Genomic DNA, 18,769 nt, shown 5'->3' on the forward strand with positions numbered 1-18,769 from the left:
AAGGACTATAATATAGCCCTGTCAATATGTTATTGGCAGGGCTTTTTATGCGCTTGCAACACAGCAAAGCCTAGCAATTCTTGCTAGAATGACAGCTTGCTTATAAACACCCTTCCGCTCAATGACATCCCCACTTGCCGATACCACGTTTGCGCCGCGCCTATGAAAAATTTAAAACCTTTAACTGTCTTACATACCTCCGATTGGCACTTAGGGCGCAGGCTTTATGGTCGTCTGCGTTATGGAGAGTTTGAGGCATTTTTGCAGTGGCTAAAAGACACCATTAGCGCACAGCAAGTAGATATATTGATTGTCGCAGGTGACATCTTTGATACCATGACACCGAGCAACCGAGCGCAGGCTCTGTATTATGAGTTTTTGGGGCGAGTCTCACGCTCCTGTTGCCAGCATATCGTCATCGTCGCAGGCAATCATGACTCTCCGACATTTTTGGACGCACCAAGTCATGTGCTTAAGTTTCTAAACGTCCATGTCATTGGCACCGCTTGCGAGGACTTAAACGATGAGGTCTTGGTATTAGATGACACAGACGGCGCGCCGCATTGCATTATCGCCGCTGTACCCTACCTGCGCGACCGTGATGTAAGTAGCAGTAGCGCTGGCGAGTCTGCGGATAGCAAAGACGCCAATGTTATCAAAGGTATTCGCGCCCACTATGATGAAGTAGCAGCGATTGCTAGAGAACAGCAGGCCAAATTAATAAAAGCTCATCAACGGCATATCCCTATCATTGCCACAGGTCATCTATTCGCCGCTGGTGGCAAAACAACCGATGATGACGGCGTACGTGAGCTTTATGTCGGTTCGCTTGGTAAGGTGTCTGCTGACATGTTTGACGATGGTTTTGATTATGTCGCCCTTGGGCATTTGCATGTCCCGCAGCGGGTCGGCGGTCGTGAGACCATTCGCTATTCAGGCTCGCCGATTGCCATGGGTTTTGGTGAGGCGCGCCAGCAAAAACAAGTGTTGCTCATACAGTTTGGCGCAGTAAAAAACGAGTTTAGTGATAAAAAACCAATGTCAAACCATACCGCTGCTCGTAACATTGCAAGCAATGTGTCTCAGATCACCCGTACAGTTGCCACAATTGAAACATCGGTAGAAAAAGCGGCTAAAAAAGTAGCCAATCAGACGAGTGGTTTTATGGATGATTTGTTTGGCTTTGATGATTCAGTAGACAATGAGGGCCGCGACAAAAGTAATGTAGACGAACACCATGTAAAGCAAGAAAGCAAGGTTGATGACCTCAATTCAAATGATGTTGACTCAAAAATGACCTCTCCACCGCAGCGACTACATTTTGACAAATCATGTCAGATGCAGATCGCTTCCTTGCCTATTCCCACGTTTCAAAAACTGGCACAAGTCTCAGGTGATCTACAGTCTATCCAACAGACAATTGATAGCACTGCTCAGTCTTTAGATGACACGGAGTCTGTTTGGCTCGAAGTGATTTACACAGGTGACGAGCTGGTCAGCGAGTTACGTGAGCATATCCAGGCGATGGTAGATGGCTTGCGGTGTGAGGTACTAAAAATAAAAAATACCCGCACTTATAATAAAGTGCTAAACCAGCAGCAAACCTCTGAGACACTACAAGACTTGGATGAGATGGAAGTGTTTGAGCGCTGTCTGCTTCTGAACAAGGTCGCAGATGAACAAAAAAACGCCCTGCGAGAAGCCTATCAGCAAATCATATATAACTTGCGTCATGAAGACACTCAGGCGGAATAACAGCCGCTCATGTCAACTACTTTGATAACCACTCTATAGACCTATCTAAAAATAAGACCTGCTCATGCGACTGATTGAACTGCGACTAAAAAACCTCAATTCCCTAAAAGGCGAATGGCACATTGACTTTAATGATCCTGCTTTTTTGAATGAAGGCATCTTTGCTATTACTGGGCAAACAGGCGCTGGCAAGACCACCATCTTAGATGCGATTTGTTTAGCACTCTATAGCCAAACACCACGATTGGGCGATATTACCGGCTCAACCAACGAGATCATGACCCAAGGTACGGGTGAATGCTCAGCAGAAGTCATCATCGAGATCGACTCTACACGTTATCAATGCTACTGGTACCAGCACCGCGCGCATAAAAAAGCCAAGGGTAACTTATTACCGATTAGACATGAGATCAGTGAGGTTAAAACTGGCAAGATTTTAGAAGAAAAAAAGTCCAAGACATCCGCCTATATCCAAGACCTTATCGGTATGGATTTTAATCAGTTCACCCGCTCCATCATGCTGGCTCAAGGCAGTTTTGCCGCATTTTTGAAGTCGGATATTGGTGATAGAGCAGCTATACTGGAAAAAATCACCGGCACTGCCATCTATGCCAAAATATCGCTCAATGTCCATGAAAGACACCGTACTGAAAAAGAAGCGCTTGGCAAACTACAGGCAGGCGTGGACAGTCTATCTTTACTGAGTCCTGAGGATGAAAAACGACTGGCAGCAGAGCTTGAGACGCTTAATCAGCAACAAAGTAAGCAGCGCCAACGCTTTAAAACCGTAAGTGAGCAGCTGCAGTGGCTGGAGCAGGTTGAGCAGCTACAGCAGAGCCTTGCGAGTTATCAAAAAGATTTTTCCGCAGCACAGCATGCACAGATAGAATTTACTCCAGAGGCCAAGCGCTTGGAGCTGGCCAGTAAAGCTTTAGAGATTGACAGCCAGTTTCATAAGCTTGGCTATAGCCGAGAGACGGTCAATCGGCTTAGCAGTGAACAACATCAATTACTCAGTAATATTCCATCTCAGCAAGCAGTGCTTGCACAAGTTACGACCCGTTTAAACGATATCACTACCATTGAAAAACAAGCAACAGATAATCTGCAAACTACTCTGCCTGTTATTTCAAAAACACGCGAATTGGATGCTGAGATAAAACAGCAACTTCATTCTTTGGCAAACGACAAGCAACGTAAAGACGACTTAGTCAATAATACGAAACGATTACATCAAGAAATAGCCAGACACAGCCAAACAGAGCAAGAGACGAAGACTCAGCTTGGCAGTCTAGAAAAGTATTTTGATGATTATAAAGAGCTAAACGACCTCGATACAGACATGGCGACCTTTGATAGCAGCTGTGGCCGATTAAAGACGCTGCTAACAGATAATGTCGGCTTGACTACGGATAAACTTGCGTATGACCATCGAGCCGGCCAGCTACAAGCTGAGTTCGATAAGCTGTCTAAGCAACAAGATTCAGATCGTTTATTAATAACCAAGCAACGCGAGCAACTTGCCAGCGTACAACAGCAGCAAGCGGCACTTATCGAAAAACAATCGCTTGCAAGTATGCGTCATGAGCAAGAGCAAGTCGACCAAATCAACACTCAGATTGCACAAGCCAGCTATAAGTTACAGCAGCTGTCCGATCTTGCTCACCAAATCGAAAATACCAAACGTTCACTACCGACGCTCAATGAAGAGTTAACGGTCTTAGAAGGACTCATTGCTGATCATCGATCAGACACTCAAGATGCCAAACTCAAGCGGCAAGAGAAGCAAGAGCATCTGAATCTACTACAAAAGGTCGCTAAGCTTGAAGACTACATAGCAGAGCTTGAAAATGGATCGCCCTGCCCGCTTTGCGGCGCCACTGAGCATCCTTATGGTAAGCATCATCCATTATTAGACCGCAGTCACCAGGATACCAGCCAACACCAACCCTCTAAGACGCAACAAACACAGCAGCAAATAGCGGAACTAGAGACCGTCATTGATAACCTTGAACAAGCTTTATCAAAACACAATATCGAATATGCCACCAAAAAACAGACGCTGAATAACCAGCAGCAACAACTGGGGCCACTACAGCAGCAAGCCGAAACCTTACATAGTGATGTTGAGGCTTACCTTTCCTCGCTATTTGAGGCTAAAAACAATCACTCTGAAGCAATCGCAGCAATTATCGACCCACTTACGCAGATAAACGATAACATTGATGCGGCTACTGCGAACCTAGAGCCTAGCTTATCCTTATTAGATACCGCCAAACACGATCTAACTGAACATAAACAGTCTCTTAAAACCATAGTAATCGAATATGACAATTTAACTGAAACTGCTGCACAGCTCAGTACTGCGATTGAAGTCGATGAAAAGCAGCTACAGGCAGTGAGTCTCAACATCAGTAACCTCACGACTGACATTAAGCTTAACTCACAAAAAATTGTTGGGATAAAAGATAAGATCACTGCTAATTTCTCAGAATTAACGCCTATGCTGAGCACCATTTCAGCCGTGGTAAATAAGTATCCCATGGACCAACATAAAGCATACTTAACCACAGCGCTCAATACGGCAGACTTATCTGACGCACTTACGCAGTTGGGTCATAGTTTTGATAAGCAAACCGTAATAGACAGCGCAGAATGTGACCATCATATTGAAAAACTGCGGCAACAGCGCAGCGCTTTAAGTCAGTTAAAACAACAATTTAATGAGAAAAAAAACAGCCAACAGCAGCTGACCAACACCTTAAGTAGCCTGACTGCGCAGATTGAAACCAAGCAAGCACAGCTGCACAGTTATGAAACAACGCTCAACGAGCTAGAGCGCTTAATTGCTCATAAGGTCAAGACTATTGAACAATCAAAACAAGATAGAACAGAGATTTTTGCAGATAAAGATACAGATGATGAAGAAAATAAATTACGCAATGCTGTCGATGCTGCTAAAGATAAGCAAAGAGTAGCGCAAAGGCAGCTAGATACCGTACAACAGGCATTAGAACAATTAAAGAGTAGAGAGGAGCAGCTAGCAACAGAGCTACAGTCGGCGACGACCACGCTGAACACTCAGCAAAGTATCTTTACAGACTTACTCACAGCGTCCGATTTTGTCGATGAAGCCGCTTTTGTCAAAGCCCGCTTGCCCAAAGAGGAGCGTGACGCCCTACATAGACGTAAAGTAGCGATTGATACTGCGCTGCATCAAGCTCAGCTGCAGCTGGACAGTACGCAGCAAGCACTGACGCAAAGTCTTGCTGCGCCTATGACGAATGCAAGCCAAGAGCTCCTTGCTGACCAATATCAGCAGATACAAACAGACATCGACGAGTTAAACCAAAAAATTGGTGCCATTGATCAAAAGCTTAAAGACAACGAGCAGCAAAAAAATACACAAGTGGCGCAGCTGATCGCTATTGATGAGCAAAGACAGAAGCTACAAGTATGGCAGCAGCTGCATATGTTAATTGGCTCGGCTGATGGCAAAAAGTATCGTACCTTTGCCCAAGGCCTAACGTTTGAAGTCATGATTGGCCATGCCAATACGCAATTGCAAAAAATGAGTGACCGTTATTTGCTGATTCACGATGACAGCAACCCACTTGAGCTGAATGTCATTGACAACTATCAAGGCGGTGAGGTTCGTAGCACCAAAAACCTCTCCGGCGGCGAAGGCTTTATCATCAGCCTAGCACTGGCACTTGGGCTGTCGCAAATGGCCAGTCATAATATCCGTGTCGATTCGTTATTTTTGGATGAAGGTTTTGGTACGCTTGATGAAGACTCACTTGATATCGCACTCGACACTTTAACCAATTTGCAGCAAGAAGGTAAATTGATCGGAATCATCTCCCACGTACAAGCCCTAAAAGATCGTATCTTGACGCAAATCAAGGTCGAAAAACTCTCAGGCGGCTTTAGCCAAATCAGCGGACAAGGCTGTCGCCGAGTTGTAAAAACAACCGCCGAAAAAGACTCATAGGCTACTCTATATGTATAAGCAGGCAGGTAAGATTGGGTTTGAGAGTAATAACGCTGATCATTGATCTTGTCATTGATCTTGAGTGAACTCAACTAAGTTCAACCAATAAAAAGCCACCGCTGATAATCAGCGGTGGCTTTTAAAAGAATGCTAAAAGATAGCAGCAACTGCTGTGTCCATCCTTTACCAAATTGCCTATTTTGTCACCAAACTACTCAACTCGCTCATTAGCACGGACAATGTCGATAAACCAATCTCACCATCGATGGCGTCAAGCTTATCCATTTCAGCCTCAGTCGCTGCCAATTGGTCTGTATGACGCGAGCGCCATTCACTAAAGGCTTGCTTGGCATCTGGTTTTGAGAGTATCGCGTCCATCAGCATACGCAAGCTGCGTGACAGCTCATTGACTAACGCATGACGCGCGCGGCGATCCCAATAGTCTTGCTGTGGTAAGGTGGCGATATTATCCATCATCCAATCGAGCTGCAAGACATGATACGCCTCAAAGTACAATGTGGCGATTTCATCGACAGGGCGATCATATTGCTCAGCGAGCAATGCTGCATCTAGCGCATCCACGTGATATGGCAACATCGCAAACATCGTCGCATCATTTTCGGCCAAATCTTCTTGCATCAAGCTTGTGGCATCTTCTTGCAAATACTCGGCAAATTGCTGCTCAATAAACCCGCCAGATTTGGTCAGTTTTTCCACACTGTCGCTAAAGCGGCCAATCATATCAGCGACTTGTAAGTCCTGACCAAAGGCATTGATAAACCAGACCACGCCATGCTCTAGTGCATCACGCAGACGCAGCTCTAGATTTAATAGCAACGTGGCGTCCACTTGATTGTCTAACACTTCAAGCGTTTTCCATGCTTTGGAGATATTAAAGACATCACGGCTGATGGCGTAACCGCGCACGATGGTTGCCAGTGACTGCCCCGTCTCTTCATACAGGCGGAACAGCGCCTCGATACCCAACCGGTTGACCACACTATTGGTCAGGTAGGTGCTGATGATCTCACGGTGCAAGCGGTGCTGGGTCATCTCATCAAAGAAACGCGTCGCCAGCTCATCAGGGAAGTATTTGCGTAGCTCATTGATAAAATAGGGCTCATCTGGCAAATCAGACAATAGCAAGTTGTCATATACCCACATTTTTCCATACGCTAAGACGACTGCCAGCTCAGGATTGGTAAGGCCTACCCCAGCTTTTTGGCGTTTAACAATCTCTTCATCCGATGGTAAATACTCAATAGCGCGGTCCAAACGACCTTCGCCCTCTAGCATTTGAATAAACCGCTGATGATCACTTAAGTTGGCGGCTGCACGGATATGACTGAGCTCAATCGCCTGTGGCTGTAGGTAGTTTTGGCGCAGTACCAGCTCGGCCACGGTATCCGTCATGGACTCTAGCAGCTCATTACGCTGCTTTAAGGTCATATCACCTTGCTCAACGACTTTGCCAAGCAATATTTTGATATTGACTTCATGGTCTGAGCAGTTGACCCCGCCTGAGTTGTCGATCGCATCGGTGTAGATGCGTCCGCCCGTCTGTGCGTACTCGATACGCCCTTGCTGGGTAAAGCCTAAGTTGCCGCCCTCACCGACCACCGCCGTGCGCAGCTCACCACCATTGACCCGAACAGCATCATTGGCGCGGTCGCCGACATCGGCGTGCGTCTCGTTTTCACTTTTGACATAGGTACCGATACCGCCGTTCCAGATTAGATCGACAGGTGACTTTAGTAATACGCTGATCAGCTCATTGGGCGCCAAGCTATCTTCGCTGATATCAAACAGCGCTTTCATCTCAGCACTGATAGGGATGCTCTTATCGGTACGCGAAAACACGCCGCCACCTTGGCTAATAAGCGATTTGTCATAATCATCCCACGTCGAGCGCGGCATCTCAAACAAGCGCTCACGCTCTGCAAACGACGTCGCAGTGTCTGGGTTGGGGTCGATAAAGATATGCAAATGGTTAAAGGCGGCGACCAGCTTGGTATGAGTGGATCTGAGCATGCCGTTACCGAATACATCACCGCTCATATCACCGATACCGACCACAGTAAAGTCATCGCGGTTTTGGATATCCATGCCGCGCATACGGAAGTGACGCTTGACCGACTCCCAGCCGCCGCGGGCGGTGATACCCATGGCTTTGTGATCATACCCAACCGAGCCACCAGAGGCAAAGGCATCATCGAGCCAAAAGTTATACTCGCTTGCTATGCTGTTTGCAATATCAGAAAAACTTGCTGTGCCTTTGTCAGCAGCGACGACCAAGTACGGATCATCTTCGTCATGACGCACGGTGTTGGCTGGCGGGACGATCTGTCCATCGACGATATTGTCGGTGACATCAAGCATACCGCGCAGGAATGTCTGATAGCAGGCAATCCCTTCTGCTTGGAAGGCATCGCGGCCATCAGCCATGGTTTTGGTTTTGACGATAAAACCACCTTTGGAGCCGACAGGAACGATCACCGCGTTTTTGACCATCTGCGCTTTGACCAAGCCGAGTACTTCGGTACGAAAATCTTCCATACGATCTGACCAGCGCAGACCGCCGCGTGCCACTTTACCGCCGCGCAGATGCACCGCTTCTACGCGCGGCGAATAGACAAATATTTCAAACATGGGCTTGGGTTTGGGCAGATTGGGGATATCAGCTGCCAAAAACTTAAACGACAAGCGATCTTTACGCTGACCCTCGCTATCGGTTTGATAAAAGTTGGTACGTACCATGGCTTTGATGAGATCCAAATACCAACGCAAAATACGGTCTTCATCGAGGCTATCGACATCCGCCAACGCTGATAAGATCTGCTCTTCGATTTCAGCGGTTTTTTTGGTACGATTCTCATCATCATGCTTGGGGTTCATGCGCGCATCAAACAGGCTACCGAGTGCCACACTGATATCACTGTTTTTGACCACCGTTTGCTGGATATAGGTACTAGAGAACGGCGCACGAGCTTGTACCATATAGCGTGATAAGGCGCGCAGCACCACCACATCAAAGGTATCTAGCTTGGTCGTGAGCACCAGCTCGTTAAACGAGTCACTCTCGACCAGCCCTGCCCAAATCTGCTTAAGGCTGTCCTCAAACTGACCGCGCACCACTTGCATATTGACTGCATCCACGTGTTCGAGCATTAGCTCGTACTCTTGCATCCAGATGGGCTGCTCTGGCAAGTCAAATTCATATGTCTGCGCCGATATCACCGACACCCCAAAGTTCTCAAGGATAGGCAGTACTTTTGATAAGATAACTGGCTGCTCGCGGCCGTAGAGCTTTAAGTGTAGCTGATTACTAGCGTCGCCTGTCGATTGGTATAGGTGCCAAATCATCGGCTGCTCATCACTCAAACCCGCCAAGCGTTTGATGTCCTCCACACCAGTGCGCGCATCAAAACGCTCTTGATACGCAGCTGGGATATGGCTCATAAAACGGCGGTTTAAGGCATTGGCCTGCTGCTCTCCGACATTATCTAGCAGCATTTTTTGGTAATTGTCGCTCCAAGATTGCATCAGCGCTGAGAGCTTGTCTTCAAGCGCGGCGGTATTGACCTCTTTTACTTGACCTGGCACGGTGCGCACATGGACGTGTACGCGGGCATGGGCCGATTCGTTGAATTCCGTGGTAAAGCCAGATGATGTGCCGCCATAAGCTTCTTTTAATACTTTTTGCACCTTGATACGCAGCTCAGTGTTGAACTTATCGCGCGGGATATAGACCAAACAGGAGACAAAGCGCTGATAATGATCGACGCGGCTAAATAAGCGTAGGCTTTTTTTGTCTTGTAGCTGACTGATGCCAGAGACGATAGGATAGAGCTCTTCTACGCTGGCTTGAAACAGATCATCGCGAGGCAAGGTGTTGATGACATGCATCATTTTGTGATGGGCGTGACCATCGCGCGGTAGATCCGCCATTGCCATGATTTTATTGGCTTTTTCGCGCAGTAGCGGTATTTGCTGCACAGTGAGCTGATAGGCTTGTGAGGTCAGTAGCCCAATAAAGCGATATTCACCGACCAGCTTGCCGCTGTCATCGAACTTATGAATACCCAAAAAATCCATATAAACAGGGCGATGTACAGGCGAGACTCGGCTTGATTTGGACAGCATCAAGACGCGCGGCTCGGTCAGTAGCTGCTTTAGGACGTTGGGCAGTTGGCTAAAGCTTTCTGATAGCTTGTCTTCCTCCGCGCCGCGCAGTAGCCCAAGGCCACTATTGCCGATCGCAAACAAATCTAAGTCCGCAGGCTTATCATGAGAATTGACGTTGTCCTTATTATCGACACTATCTACCTCGATAGCTTGCCCGCCCTCCAGACGATACTCGCGGTAGCCCAAAAAGATAAAATGATCGTCCAATATCCATTCTAAAAACGCCTGAATCTCTTGCTGAGAATAAAACACCTCCGGCAAGGGCTTGCAAGCCAGCTCATTTTTGACTTCCATCAATTGCGCACGCATTTGTTTCCAGTCGCCAACGACTGTATCGAGTGTGTCGATTTTATTTAGTAGCATTTGCTGGAGGGCGGCCAAGTCTTCACTGTCCTGATAGGCGATTTCGCAATGAATCATCGATAGGTGCGAGGTGGCGCTTTCATGCGCGTTATGAATGTGAGTGAGATTGCCCTCAGCGTCGCGCTCAACATTGATAATGATGTTGTACGTGCGATGAACATCGATACCTTCGGACTCTAGACTCATCAAAATCGTATCGACCAAAAACGGGCGATCATAGGCGACGATTTGAATGACGGTATGTGAGCTATGAAAATGCTGCTCTTCGGCCTTTGGGTTGAGCACCGACAATTGCGGCTTACTGCCATCATAAGCTTTGAGCAAAGTAAAGTGATGAAGTGCCATGCCAGCTAAGTCAGCATTGCTGATAGCCTTCGCCGTCTCTTGATGGAGCGGCTGATAATAGCTATGAATAAAGCGATCGAATGACGATTTATCCTTTTGTACATAACTGGTGGCGATATCGCTTATCTGGCTGATTCGCTCTTCGGCGATATTCAGAGAGTTTGGCATGTCCTTTGTCCTTTTTTATATATGTAGCATACTGATATTTATTTGAGTTTATTAATCTGTGCTATTTTGCTGTCCATAACGCTATCGTTTTTTATATCTGATTTGTGTGGATTTTCTCTTTTTGATGCATCTGTTAAAAAACATATAGCCGGTCAGACTTAACACCGTTAATCTATGGCAGTTTAACGCACCTCAGGCGTCAGCTAAAGCGTACAACATCATTTCATGAATCAGCGCGATGTCGATAACCTTTACTAATGAAACAGTCAGTGGTTTTGGACTCAGATGATGCAATATAGGCTGGCGGGCGGATACTCATGGCAATCGCTGCGCTTTTTTTGTTAGAATACGGCAGTATATTTAACAGTGCGTCAATGGTTCACATTTCTTGCTGAATACGGCGAATACTAAAGGCAATAATACTAAGGGCAAAATGTATGATGAATATTTTGGTGATTGGTTCAGGTGGCCGCGAGCATGCGCTGGCATGGCAATGTGCAAAAGACGACACTGTCAAAAATGTCTATGTCGCACCAGGTAATGCAGGTACTGCTCTAGAGCCCAAATGCCAAAATGTCATATTAAATGACACCGATGGCGAGCACAGCGGTGTGATTGAGTTTTGTCAAGCCAACGCCATCGATATGGTCATCGTTGGGCCTGAGGCACCGCTGGTCTCAGGCATCGTCGATGCTTGCCGCGATGCTGGTATCAAAGCGTGGGGGCCGACGGCATATTGCGCGCAGCTAGAAGGCTCAAAAACCTTTGCCAAAGAATTTATGGCGCAAAACAACATCCCAACTGCCGCCTATCAAGGCTTTACCGATGCCGCTGCTGCCAAAGCTTATATCGATGAGCAAGGCGCGCCGATTGTTATTAAAGCAGACGGTCTGGCCGCAGGCAAAGGCGTTATCGTAGCAGAGACGATCGAACAAGCCTACGAAGCCATCGATGATATGCTGGCAGGCAACAAGTTTGGCGATGCTGGCAGTCGCGTGGTCATTGAGCAGTTTTTGCAGGGCGAAGAAGCCAGCTTTATTTGTATGATTGATGGTGACAACATCTTGCCTATGGCGACTAGCCAAGATCACAAACGTGCCTATGAAGGTGACACAGGCCCTAACACTGGCGGCATGGGCGCATATTCTCCTGCCCCCGTCGTCACCCAAGCGGTGCATGATAAAGTGATGGCAAAAGTGATTCAGCCTGTGGTTGATGCCATGAAAGCTGCAGGTCATCCTTATACCGGATTTTTATATGCAGGTCTGATGATTGATAAATCAGGCGACCCTTATGTTATCGAGTTCAACTGCCGTTTTGGTGATCCAGAAACTCAGCCAATCTTGATGCGCCTGCAGTCATCAATGGTCGACTTGGTCGCGCAAGGGCTGGCAGGTCAGCTGCCGAGTGCTGCCAAATGGGACGCGCGCCCTGCCCTTGGTATTGTCATTGCCTCTAAAGGCTATCCTGAAAGCTCATCGAAAGGCGATGTCATTGCAGGCTTGCCAAAGCTTGATGCCGACAATGCCAACTCAGTCAAAGTATTCCATGCTGGCACCGCGTTTTCTGACGCAGAGGCGCAAGATCAAAACACCAATCATCAAAAAGAAGTCGTGACCAACGGTGGCCGCGTCCTATGCGTGACTGCCTTGGCAGATAGCATTTCGGACGCGCAACAAGCGGCGTTGGCAGTGACTGGTGCGATTAGTTTTGATGGGGCGCAGTATCGCCGTGATATTGGTCATCATGCTATCGCTCGCGAAAACAGCCGCTCATAAAATGGTGATAAATACGGGCCAACTTTAGCCTACCCCATTTACTGTTTTAGCTTATTATCGTAACTCTGATCAGATCTAGTGTCATGCTAGATCTGATTTTCTTTATGCTGCATCTGTGATGACTAGCTTCATGCACTGAGCTTACAAAGTAACTGCTATCAGAGCGCATCGCTTCATCAACCCAAGGCGGTTTCTATGATACAATTTTGTACCGACCATCGCATGTCCCTTGTATTGTAGGTTTTATGCCCGCAAATCAATAGCAACCGGATGAATGATTATATTTATGGCACACGATACGTCTAAACCCTCTAGTACCAAGCACTCTATCGATAACCTAAAAACCTCAGGGTTTGAGCGCCGGATGTCGATTGCCAAAACCTCCTTAAATATTGGGCGTCGTTGGGCGGGCAACAGCGTGTCTGGTATGTTTTTAAATAAAGAAGCCCGCACCGCACGCAACCAAGCCTTTATGGAGACACAAGCAAACTATCTTGCTACCGAGCTTGGCAAACTAAAAGGCTCCGTGGTCAAAATCGGTCAGATGCTCGCAATATATGGTGAGCACATACTGCCTCCCGAGATTACGCGTGCGCTGCAAACGCTCAATGATGATACCGCCACGCTATCATGGCCAACGATTGAGCAAACGCTTCATACATTGTTGGGCGATAAAATAAACGAGCTGACGATTGATCCGACCCCTATCGGTACAGCGTCTTTGGCTCAAGTACATCGTGCCACCGTTATTGCCACAGGTGAGCAAGTCGTGCTAAAAGTCCAGTATCCAGGCGTCGCGGATGCCATCAACTCAGACTTGGCTTTGTTTAAACAGTTATTAAAGGTTAGTAACATCGTGCCACAAACGCGAGCGCTTGATGCTTGGTTTGAGGAGATACGCGACCTACTCCATCATGAGGTAGATTACGAAGCAGAAGCGGCCACGACAGAGCGTTTTTATGAGCGTCTAAAAGATGATCCACGTTATATCGTACCCAAAATCAATCGCACGTATTCTAAAAAACGTCTACTGTGCATGTCCTACGAGCCAGGTATCACAGTGGTTTCTACATCGCTGCAACAGTTGTCGCATCAGCGCCGTAACGCCATTGGTCAAGCCGCTATCGAAATCATGATGAAAGAGATTTTTGTTTGGGGCGAGATGCAGACAGATCCTAACTTTGGCAACTATCTGGTACGCGTTAGTGAAAACGAAGACGATATCGACAAATTGGTGTTATTAGATTTTGGCGCGATACGTCAGTTTGACAACCATCTTTTGACCATCGCCCATGGTTTACTAAAAGCTGGCTATCACCATGATCATCAGGCCATGATGCGAGCCATGACTGGTTATGACTTCTTTGATAGTATGAGTCAAAAGGTCAAATCTGATATTGCTGCCCTATTCTTATTGGCCACCGAACCCTTTAGCAATCCTGCGACCAACCCTGATATTCCAACGGAATGTCTAGATGCTGACAACCGCTATATCTGGGCAAATAGTAAGCTGCATTCTCGCCTCTCATCAAAGGCTAGCCGTGCCATGCAGTCTTTTGAATTTAATTTACCGCCAAAAGAGTTTATGTTTATCAGTCGTAAGTTTATTGGTGCCTATACATTTTTGACAGTATTAGATGCTTATACTGATTCTGATAAATTGGTAAAGCCTTATTTATAATTTTAGCGATTTTTTGCTTAAGTTTATGCGTTATTTTTTGACCGCCTTCTTTTAGAGGCGGTTTTATTTTTTTAATTTTATTTGCTTAGGCTATTTTATATGGTTTATTTAACCTTGTAGGTTTATGCAAGCTTTGTTCTCTATTTCTACTTAGGCTATTCTTAACTTTTATGAGTACTTAGATTCGCTCGCCATTGATCAAATCTGGTATTGTAGCCGGCAGGCTTACGCATACAGAGCTCCCAGCATATCTCACCGCGCGCCAGATACTTCACTTCGAAGTGGGTACGCTGGCTATCGTGTGGTACCTTGTAGCGCTCATTGGGTAAGCACCATACTTTCGTCGCCTGCTGCTCAGCATTATCCATATAGCTCTCAATATTGGTGGCCAATATGATCTCTCCACCTACCTGCAAACGTGATAATAAAAACTCAAAAAACGGCATGTTTAACCACTGCTGATTGGGGTTATGCTGCTCAGGATTGGGGTATAGAATAAAGATCTTGGCGATACTATTCGGCTCTATCGCATGGACAATCCAGGCAATCGCATCAGCATGTATCGCATCTAGGTTCGGCAGCGCTTGGCGCTCGGCCAGTTTTGCAAAAGCATCGAATTTGTTGCGCGTACGCTCAATGGCAATCAAGTGCTGGTCTGGGTGCTCGGCGGCAAATCTGAGCGCATGCTTGCCCTTCCCCGCTCCAATCTCTAAGAGTAAGGGCACAGGGGTTGTCGTTTGTTGTATGATTGGAGGAATACAAAAGCTACGCGGTGCTGAGAGCTTGTTTGGTTGAAAGGCACGCTGCTGTCGATGCGTAAGCTCGATATGTTCGGTCATCTACTATCCTTAAAGCATTTGTCTTTTGCCATTATTCGGCCACATGCTATTATATAGTCAATCCGCGACAATAGTAATATAACGCTGGCAAGTCATGCTTCCCACCTCCCTGTTTTGGGAATGTCTTCTTATCAAAAAATCGATAAAACTGAGATAGATAACCATCAAACAAATAGCACTGATACCTTCATGCTATCTGGTCTGGCAAATATTTAGACGTTTTTTACTATTTGTTGTTTACTCGGCAGACTGAGGGCGCATGTTGGTAGCATTAGATTGACCTCAATCAGATGATGACTGACCCATACGCTTGCCAAGCTGATAATCATAAATTTAAGGATGCATGTATACCGACTATGACCCAATCAACCTCCAACCCAGCCAATTCAAGTAATCCAAGTGCGCCGCCCAAGACTTATCCTTGCCCCCGCTGCGGCACGCAGACCGCTTGGCAAGACAATAAGTACAAGCCATTTTGTAGCAGTCGATGCAAACTGATCGACCTAGGCGCTTGGGCAAACGAAGAATACACCTTACCTGCAGAAACCACGCCTTTTTCTGACGAACTCTAACACTTACTTTTTTACTCACTTATCATCTTAAGGATGTTTACTATGTCTGCAACTTACCTGATGCCCACTTATAACCGTCAACCAATCAGCTTTACTCGTGGTTCAGGCAGTTGGCTGTATACCAAAGACGATACCCCGTATTTAGATGCGCTAACGGGCATTGCCGTTTGTGGCCTAGGGCACTGCCATCCACAAGTGACAGACGCCATTCAGCAGCAAGCCGCGACTTTGGTTCATACCAGCAACTTATTTGGTATCGATTGGCAAGAGCGCGCTGGAGAAGCGCTATGCACCGCCGCGCAGATGGACAGTGTGTTTTTTGCCAATAGCGGTGCTGAAGCAAACGAAGCCGCTTTAAAGCTTGCACGCTTATACGCCAACCAGCAAGGCTTTACCCGTCCAAAAGTCATCGTCATGGAACAGTCGTTTCATGGCCGCACATTGCTATCGTTGTCAGCCACCGCCAACCCAAAAGCTCGCGAAGGATTTTACACTTTAGATGAGGATTTTATCCGTGTGCCCTTCGGCGATATTGAAGCCATCAAACAAGCCGCGCAAAAACACGATGAGATTTGCGCTATCTTGGTAGAGCCTATTCAAGGAGAAGGTGGTCTAAATACCGCCGCAAATGGCTTTGGTTATTTAGAAGCACTACAGGCTGAATGTGACGCTCACAACTGGCTGTTTATACTCGATGAAGTACAAACAGGTAATGGCCGTACTGGCAAATACTTCGCTTATCAGCACAGCAATGCCCGCCCTGATGTTTTGACAACGGCAAAAGGCTTGGGAAATGGCTTTCCTGTAGGTGCTTGTATGGTACGTGGCCGTGCCAATGGGCTGTTTGGCGCGGGCAGCCATGGCTCAACTTATGGCGGTACGCCGCTGGCAAGTCGTGTGGTGCATAGTGTTTATGATGTACTCGCCAATACTGACATCATGAATAATGCCGTCACCGAAGGGCAATTCATCCGTGAGACGCTAGTCGATGCACTAGGACAGTATGGCGTCAGTGCGCGAGGCGCAGGTATGATGATCGGTATCGTGTTACCTGAGGACATGGACTGTACTCAGCTGGTGGATCGTGCACGCGATGAGCAAAAGCTTATCATCAACGTCACCGGTGGCCACGTGATACGCTTATTGCCGCCACTAAATATGAGACGTGATGAGAGTGCACAGGTCGCTGATCGTTTGATTGAGCTATTAAAGACCTCATGGTAAAGCGATAAAGTAATTGACTGTGACATGTAAAAAAAGAGCCTATAGATAATCGAAACCTATAGGCTCTTTTTTATGCTAAAGCCATCATCGCACTGATGATGCATCGCGCTTTATTTAGTTGGCATGAAAATACTTCTTTAATACTTCAAGGCAACGGGTTATTTTTGCGGGCTGCTGTTCGCGATTTAAAGTAACGGCATATAGCACAAAGCTTGGCAGCTGATAACCGGTCAATACCTCTACCAACTCGCCGCTCTCTAGCTCTTTTTTAACATCCATCTCCAGCATTCGCACCAGACCGTGGCCTTCTTTGGCCAATGTTGTCGCCATAAAGACGTTATTGGTATAGATACGAGAGTTCATTTTTATGCGGGATTTTTTGCCCGTTTCTGTCTGAACCAGATCAATTTGATTGGCGTCTTTCATGATTTCGATACAGATCAGCTGGTGATCATTGAGGTCTTTTGGGCTTTGTATTTTGGCATGCTGACGCAAATACTGCGGTGAGGCAACCAGCAACTGGCGTACATCAGTCAATGGATGGCTACTCAGGCTCGAGTCATTGATGGTTGGACTCATACGAACCGCAATATCAATGCGCTCGTCGATCATGTCGATATAATGGTTATCTGCCAAATAGGTGATGCTCAAATCATCGTGGGCGGCCATCCACGTCGAGAGCGCAGGCAAAATATGATTGACTCCCAGCTCAGGGGTGGTCGCCACTCGCAAGCTACCAGCAAGCTCATCTCGCAATTGATTGACTTTGATGCGCCCTTGCTCGGCCGCGCTGACCACATCTTTTGCCGCTTCATAAAAACTCTCGCCTGCCTCTGTTAAGCTAAGCTTTCGAGTAGATCGGTGCAATAACACCACACCCAGCTCGTTTTCTAATGAGCGGATTTGCTGACTGACTGCACTGGTTGTAATACCAAGCTCACGGGCTGAGCCACTAAAGGAGCCATGTTCAACCACACTGGCGAACACAGCCATACCGCGTAAATTATCCAACATATTCTCACCTAACCTGCATTTGGTTTTTTAATATAACTTAACTATTATAACGAATTTTAATGTGCCTTACAGTGATTAAATACCATCCTTTTTTATCTAAAATGACGCATCACTCTTAATAAAAACAAAAATATCAAGGTGATAGCAATCATCGCCTTGATATTTTTGGATAGCAATCGTGTTTAGTAGCCATATAAACTGTTAATCGATTTTAATATAAAAAAATTTGACTGTTTAGTATAGCTGAACCTTACCCATTTTACCTTCGCCGCGCTCGAGTAGGTACTGCATCACAGGGGTGTTAAGCAATTTGGTTTCTGCCAGTGACTTTGCTTGCACCATACGCTTTTGTTGACGGCGCTCTGGGGTTTTGTCTTCAGACTGCATGACACTGCTGTCGATTTTTAGGTCGATCTCGGCTTGCTCAAACTGCTGCTGCAGTTTTGCCGCTAAGTGTTGAAAGGTGGCTTGTAAATGGCGGCTGTCCACACTGGTCACAAAGGTCGATTTGCCATTACACAGCCCAGTCATCATGCCCTGACGCGCCAATGCTAGCTCGTCTTGCGCCAAGCTCTCAGCCTCGCGAGCGGTCTGTAGCCAATAATCCCATTTGTCTGGCGTCCACTCGCCAGTCAGTTCCTGTGGCGGGCAACGCAATAACGTGCGAGGATCATCCGCCGTCATAGTCAATTGAGAATCATTTCCGTCAGGCTCTGCAGTCGGTTCAGGCTCTGCAGTCGGTTCAGGCTCTGCAGTCGGTTCAGGCTCTGCAGTCGGTTCAGGCTCTGCAGTCGGTTCAGGCTCTGCAGTCGGTTCAGGCTCTGCAGTCGGTTCAGGCTCTGCAGTCGGTT

At 46.9% G+C, this 18,769-nt stretch carries 9 protein-coding genes and 1 pseudogene; 6 read left to right on the plus strand and 4 right to left on the minus strand.

Going from position 1 to position 18,769, the window contains the following annotated elements; all coding sequences use genetic code 11:
- Positions 1–162: 162 nt before the first annotated feature.
- Both JMX98_RS11170 and JMX98_RS11175 read left to right on the plus strand, forming a co-directional pair.
- A complete protein-coding gene (locus tag JMX98_RS11170) occupies positions 163–1,755 on the plus strand; it encodes an exonuclease SbcCD subunit D C-terminal domain-containing protein (protein ID WP_201586685.1) in 1,593 nt (530 codons plus the stop codon).
- A 64-nt stretch (positions 1,756–1,819) separates the two neighbouring features.
- A complete protein-coding gene (locus tag JMX98_RS11175) occupies positions 1,820–5,749 on the plus strand; it encodes an AAA family ATPase (protein WP_201586687.1) in 3,930 nt (1,309 codons plus the stop codon).
- Between the two features lie 195 nt (positions 5,750–5,944).
- On the opposite strand, the gene JMX98_RS11180 is transcribed toward JMX98_RS11175, so the two are convergent.
- Positions 5,945–10,810: an NAD-glutamate dehydrogenase gene (locus JMX98_RS11180; protein WP_201586688.1), complete on the minus strand. Its 4,866-nt coding sequence runs from the start codon at positions 10,808–10,810 to the stop codon at positions 5,945–5,947.
- A gap of 440 nt (positions 10,811–11,250) precedes the next feature.
- Between JMX98_RS11180 and purD the strand changes: the two genes are divergently transcribed.
- Both purD and JMX98_RS11190 read left to right on the plus strand, forming a co-directional pair.
- The gene (gene purD / locus JMX98_RS11185) at positions 11,251–12,588 is read left to right on the plus strand and encodes a phosphoribosylamine--glycine ligase (RefSeq protein ID WP_201586694.1); all 1,338 of its coding nucleotides are present in this window, start codon (positions 11,251–11,253) and stop codon (positions 12,586–12,588) included.
- A 286-nt stretch (positions 12,589–12,874) separates the two neighbouring features.
- Positions 12,875–14,269 (plus strand): ABC1 kinase family protein, encoded by a 1,395-nt coding sequence (locus tag JMX98_RS11190; RefSeq protein WP_201586689.1) that lies wholly within the window; start codon positions 12,875–12,877, stop codon positions 14,267–14,269.
- Positions 14,270–14,430: 161 nt separating this feature from the next.
- Here JMX98_RS11190 and JMX98_RS11195 read toward each other — a convergent pair whose 3' ends face one another.
- Complete coding sequence (locus JMX98_RS11195) at positions 14,431–15,108, minus strand: DUF938 domain-containing protein (protein WP_201586690.1); 678 nt, start codon at positions 15,106–15,108, stop codon at positions 14,431–14,433.
- Between the two features lie 356 nt (positions 15,109–15,464).
- On the opposite strand from JMX98_RS11195, the gene JMX98_RS11200 reads away from it, so the two are divergent.
- Positions 15,465–15,680, plus strand: a complete 216-nt coding sequence (locus tag JMX98_RS11200; protein ID WP_105245741.1) for a DNA gyrase inhibitor YacG — start codon at positions 15,465–15,467, stop codon at positions 15,678–15,680.
- A gap of 42 nt (positions 15,681–15,722) precedes the next feature.
- Complete coding sequence (locus JMX98_RS11205) at positions 15,723–16,904, plus strand: aspartate aminotransferase family protein (RefSeq protein ID WP_201586691.1); 1,182 nt, start codon at positions 15,723–15,725, stop codon at positions 16,902–16,904.
- A 114-nt stretch (positions 16,905–17,018) separates the two neighbouring features.
- Here the strand turns inward: JMX98_RS11205 and JMX98_RS11210 are convergent, their stop codons facing one another.
- Both JMX98_RS11210 and JMX98_RS11215 read right to left on the minus strand, forming a co-directional pair.
- Positions 17,019–17,918 carry a LysR family transcriptional regulator gene (locus tag JMX98_RS11210; protein ID WP_201586692.1) on the minus strand — a complete coding sequence of 300 codons (900 nt, stop codon included), beginning with the start codon at positions 17,916–17,918 and terminating at the stop codon, positions 17,019–17,021.
- Between the two features lie 234 nt (positions 17,919–18,152).
- Positions 18,153–18,769 (minus strand): annotated as a pseudogene (locus JMX98_RS11215) (DNA polymerase III subunit gamma/tau); the annotation flags it as partial.

This window comes from Psychrobacter sp. HII-4, from assembly GCF_904846595.1.
Lineage (GTDB): Bacteria > Pseudomonadota > Gammaproteobacteria > Pseudomonadales > Moraxellaceae > Psychrobacter > Psychrobacter celer.

What these genes read in the sequence shown, in the direction of transcription:
- JMX98_RS11200 (WP_105245741.1), top strand. Translation starts at nt 15,465, where the DNA reads ATGACCCAATCAACCTCCAACCCAGCCAATTCAAGTAATCCAAGTGCG.
- JMX98_RS11195 (WP_201586690.1), bottom strand. Translation starts at nt 15,108, where the DNA reads ATGACCGAACATATCGAGCTTACGCATCGACAGCAGCGTGCCTTTCAA.
- JMX98_RS11210 (WP_201586692.1), bottom strand. Translation starts at nt 17,918, where the DNA reads ATGTTGGATAATTTACGCGGTATGGCTGTGTTCGCCAGTGTGGTTGAA.
- JMX98_RS11205 (WP_201586691.1), top strand. Translation starts at nt 15,723, where the DNA reads ATGTCTGCAACTTACCTGATGCCCACTTATAACCGTCAACCAATCAGC.
- purD (WP_201586694.1), top strand. Translation starts at nt 11,251, where the DNA reads ATGAATATTTTGGTGATTGGTTCAGGTGGCCGCGAGCATGCGCTGGCA.
- JMX98_RS11180 (WP_201586688.1), bottom strand. Translation starts at nt 10,810, where the DNA reads ATGCCAAACTCTCTGAATATCGCCGAAGAGCGAATCAGCCAGATAAGC.
- JMX98_RS11175 (WP_201586687.1), top strand. Translation starts at nt 1,820, where the DNA reads ATGCGACTGATTGAACTGCGACTAAAAAACCTCAATTCCCTAAAAGGC.
- JMX98_RS11170 (WP_201586685.1), top strand. Translation starts at nt 163, where the DNA reads ATGAAAAATTTAAAACCTTTAACTGTCTTACATACCTCCGATTGGCAC.
- JMX98_RS11190 (WP_201586689.1), top strand. Translation starts at nt 12,875, where the DNA reads ATGGCACACGATACGTCTAAACCCTCTAGTACCAAGCACTCTATCGAT.